This window comes from Arthrobacter sp. E70 (assembly GCF_058266945.1).
Map to the genome: position 1 here is coordinate 1 of NZ_JBYQFR010000048.1, position 302 is coordinate 302.

Consider the following 302-nt stretch of genomic DNA (forward strand, 5'->3'; position numbering starts at 1 on the left):
CTTTCATTCAGTCCTGCGGCCTTCGCCGGGTTCAGCAGGTAGATGCCCTTGATGACGCCTTCGACGTCGAGGTTTTCCGGTTCCGCGGGCTGGACGATCGGTTCGTTGTAGACGGTGAGGTAGTACATGACGTTCTTGTCGCCGTTGTGTCCTTCGGACTCCGGACCGTACATGCGCTCCAGGCCGGAGCGGACGATGTGTCCGATTTCGTAGCCGTAGGCGGGGTCGTAGGTGAGGACGGCGGGGTTGGTGGAGGCCAGCAGGGGGGAGTGTCCGTCGGCGTGCTGGAGGCCTTCGCCGGC

General features: G+C 63.6%; 1 pseudogene. It reads right to left on the reverse strand.

The window, feature by feature from the left end:
* A pseudogene (locus tag AC3IMC_RS20480) lies at positions 1-302 on the reverse strand (pyruvate dehydrogenase (acetyl-transferring), homodimeric type); the annotation flags it as partial.